General features: G+C 65.8%; 1 protein-coding gene. It reads left to right on the top strand.

The window, feature by feature from the left end:
• On the top strand, positions 1-353 hold a 353-nt coding region (locus I6F36_RS39390), incomplete at its 5' end, for an amidase family protein (protein ID WP_249789165.1).
• Positions 354-386 lie beyond the last annotated feature (33 nt).

Here is a 386-nt window from a genome sequence, read left to right as displayed (position 1 = left end):
GCATCACCCGGCTCAACCAGGTTCTTGATTCTGTATTCGACGAGTACGACGCCGTCCTGACGCCGGCTGCGCCGGGCGAGGCACCCGGTATCGAGACGACCGGCAGCCCGATTTTCTGCACGACCTGGACCTATCTCGGTGTGCCCGCCGTCAGCCTGCCGTTGATGAGGTCCGAAGCCGGCCTTCCGCTTGCCGTCCAGCTTGTCGGCCGCCGCGGGAACGATGCCCGCCTGTTGCGCACCGCGCGCTGGCTTGTCGACAATGTCGCGCGCACCAGTCGCAGCGGCCGGCGCAAAGTCACGACCGTTGGATCGAAGCCGGCGCTTGGCGCGCAGGGAAGGAAAGCGCAATGACCAATCTGATCACCGGAATCATCGGTCTCGGGC

Source organism: Bradyrhizobium sp. BRP19 (assembly GCF_020194195.1).
Classification (GTDB): domain Bacteria; phylum Pseudomonadota; class Alphaproteobacteria; order Rhizobiales; family Xanthobacteraceae; genus Bradyrhizobium; species Bradyrhizobium yuanmingense.
Note: the sequence above shows the minus strand (reverse complement) of the source record. Positions and strands in the feature narration are given on the sequence as shown.